Source organism: Caulobacter sp. S45 (assembly GCF_903642205.1).
In the GTDB taxonomy this organism is placed as follows: domain Bacteria; phylum Pseudomonadota; class Alphaproteobacteria; order Caulobacterales; family Caulobacteraceae; genus CAHJWH01.
The window spans coordinates 1-2,829 of sequence record NZ_CAHJWH010000254.1 but is presented as its reverse complement, the minus strand read 5'-3'; the positions used below and the strand labels follow the sequence as shown (position 1 = coordinate 2,829).

Sequence of the window (2,829 nt, the reverse complement as noted above, 5' to 3'; positions counted from 1 at the left end):
GCTGAACCCGCCTCCCCCGCCGCCACCGCCCTCGTCGTCGCGGCCGCCGAAGCCTCCGCCCATGAACATCATCGGCAGGATCCAGCCCAGCCCCCCGCCCCTGCGCCCGCCTCGGAAGAAGGCGGAGACCACGAACACGAAGAGCAGGATGGAGAAGAGGGTGCCGAGCGTCTCGTGATGGCGCGGCGCCGGCTGCTCCGCCTGGGCCGCCTGCGCCTGCTGCGCCTGGGCGGCCGCCTGCTGCGGGTCGAGCCCGAGCTGCTGGATCAGCGCATCGGTCCCCGCCACCACGCCCCCGGAAATATCGCCCTGGCGAAAGCGCGGCAGCACCTGGCCGGTCAGGATGACGCTGGACATGGCGTCGGTCAGCACCGGCTCCAGACCATAGCCGACCTCGACGCGGACCTTCTTCTCGCCGGGGGCGACGATGAACAGGGCGCCGGTGTTCTTGCCCTTCTGCCCGATGCCCCAGGCGCGGCCGAGCTGGTAGCCGTAGTCGGCGATGTCGTCGCCCTGCAGCGACGACAGAGTGACCACGACGAGCTGCGTCCCCGTCTTGGCCTCCAGCGCGGCGAGCTTGCTGGTCAGGTCGGCCTGGATGTCGGGAGTGAGGACGTGCGCGTCGTCGACGACGCGGCCGGTGAGCGGAGGGAAGGTCGGCGTGGCGAAGGCGGCCGGCGCGAGAAAGAAGACTGTGAACAACAATGCAACGAACGCAGCCGCCCACCCCCCCACTCCGCAGGAGAGAGGGAGGGGCGCGCGCTGCATAGCGGTCTGGGAGGATGAGGGGCCGCGCTGGGCTTGCCGCCGCAAACGGCAACGATGCCCCTCACCTTCTCCAGCAGAGCTGAACCCCTTCATTCTTCCCGACCGGAAGGGGGATGAAAGGCGGCCTGCGTCCACCCTACTGCGCCGTGTTACTGGCGGCGGTGCTCGTCGTGGTCGTCGCCGCCGGCGCGCTGTCGAAGTTCACCGTCGGTGCGCTCTGGGCTGTGTCGGTGGCCTGGAACAGCACCATGGGCTTTTCCGCATGGTACAGCGTCGAGGCCCAGATCACGCCGGGGAAGGTGTGCAGGGTGGTGTTGTACTGGCGCACCGCCTCGTTGTAGTCGCGCCGCGCCACGGTGATGCGGTTCTCCGTGCCTTCCAGCTGGGACTGCAGCGCCAGGAAGTTCTGGTCGGACTGCAGCTGGGGATAGTTCTCGCTGGCCACAAGCAGGCGGCTCAGCGCGCCGGACAGGCCCTGCTGCGCCTGGGCGAACTGGGCGACCTTGGCGGGGTCGCTGACCTGCTCGGGGTCGATGTGGATCTGGGTGGCGGAGGCGCGAGCCTGGGTAACCTCTACCAGAACGCTCTTCTCCTGGGCGGCATAGCCCTTCACGGTGGCTACCAGATTGGGGATCAGGTCCGCTCTACGCTGGTAGTCGGCCTGAAGGTCGCCGAACTTGGTCTTGGCCTGCTCCTCGAGCGTGGGGATGGTGTTGACGCCGCACCCGCCGAGCACGAGCGGCAAGGCGATCAGGGCGGCGAGACGGTCCAAGCGGCGCAAGGTTGGGCTCCGGTTCAGCAAGGCTATGCAACGCCTGCTCTAGCAGGTCGCGCGGCGGCTGGCACGTCAAGCGTTGGCAAGGCTGGCGGCGGCGGGGAAAGCCGCTAGGCTCGCACCCCTTGATCACCACCGTGTCCATAGAAACCTTGGCCTTGGCGCGCGGCGAGCGGCGGCTGTTCGCCGGCTTCGACCTGAAGCTTCGCGCGGGAGAGGCGGTGGCGCTGACCGGCGCCAACGGCACGGGTAAGACCAGCCTCCTGCGCGCCGTGGCGGGCCTGCTGCGCCCGACCGCCGGGGCGGTGCGCTTCTTCGGGATCGAGGGCGAGCTGGAGGCGGAGGTGGCGCGGGTCGCCGGCCTGCACCTGCTCGGCCACCACGACGGGTTGAAGACCGCTCGCACAGCAGCCGAGGAGCTGGCCTTCTGGAGCGCCTGGCTCGGCGGCGGCGACACGGCCTCCGCCGTGTCCCGGCTGGACTTGGCCCCACTGCTCGACCTCGAGGTGCGCAAGCTCTCCGCCGGCCAGCGGCGGCGGCTGTCCCTGGCGCGTCTGCTGGCGGCCCCGCGGCCTCTGTGGCTGCTGGACGAACCGCTGGCGCCCCTGGACGCCCACCGCCGCACGCATTTTGGCGCGCTGATGCAGACCCACCTGGACGGCGGCGGGATGATCCTGGCCGCAGTGCACGACCCCCTGCCCATCCCCGCGCGCGTGGTTGCGGTGGGAACGGCGTGAGTCCGCTGGCCGCCCTGTTCCGGCGGGAACTGTCCCTGGCCTGGGGTCGGGGCGGCGGCCCGCTGTTCGCCGGCGCCTTCTACATCGGGCTGGCCACCCTGCTCCCCCTGGCGGAAGGGCCTTCGCCGCAGAAGCTGGCGGCGGTGGCCCCCGGGGCGGCGTTCGCGGCGCTCGCCCTGTCCTCCCTGCTTTCGCTGGAGCGCCTGTTCGAGCGTGACTTCGAGGACGGGGCCCTGGACCTGCTCGGCCTCGGGGAGCCGGGGCTGGAGCTGGTGGCCGCCGCCAAGTGCGCCGCGCAGTGGCTGGCCAACGGGGCGCCGCTGGCGGCGCTGGCGCCGGTGGTGGCCATAACGCTGGGTGCGCCGACGTCCTCGGCCTGGCTGACCTTCGCCACCGCCTTGGCGGCGGGGCTGGGCTTCGCCTTCACCGGCGGGATCGGCGCGGCCCTGGCGCTCGGTGCGAAGCGGGGCGGGGTGCTGGTGGCGGTGATCGTGCTGCCGCTGTTCTGTCCGCCGGTGGTGTTCGGGGCCGGCGCGGTGAGCGCGCTGG

General features: G+C 71.5%; 4 protein-coding genes. 2 read left to right on the top strand and 2 right to left on the bottom strand.

Going from position 1 to position 2,829, the window contains the following annotated elements; translation table 11 throughout:
• On the bottom strand, positions 1-705 hold a 705-nt coding region (locus HUV06_RS15730), incomplete at its 3' end, for a YgcG family protein (protein WP_254601196.1).
• Positions 706-904: 199 nt separating this feature from the next.
• Positions 905-1,549 (bottom strand): LemA family protein, encoded by a 645-nt coding sequence (locus HUV06_RS15725; RefSeq protein ID WP_254601194.1) that lies wholly within the window; start codon positions 1,547-1,549, stop codon positions 905-907.
• Between the two features lie 119 nt (positions 1,550-1,668).
• Here HUV06_RS15725 and ccmA point away from each other — a divergent pair, with 119 nt between their 5' ends.
• Together ccmA and HUV06_RS15715 are read left to right on the top strand one after the other, a co-directional pair.
• The gene (ccmA, locus tag HUV06_RS15720; protein WP_174302181.1) at positions 1,669-2,280 is read left to right on the top strand and encodes a heme ABC exporter ATP-binding protein CcmA; all 612 of its coding nucleotides are present in this window, start codon (positions 1,669-1,671) and stop codon (positions 2,278-2,280) included.
• A partial coding sequence (locus tag HUV06_RS15715) for a heme exporter protein CcmB (RefSeq protein WP_174302180.1) occupies positions 2,277-2,829 on the top strand: 553 nt, incomplete at its 3' end. The genes ccmA and HUV06_RS15715, both read left to right, overlap by 4 nt.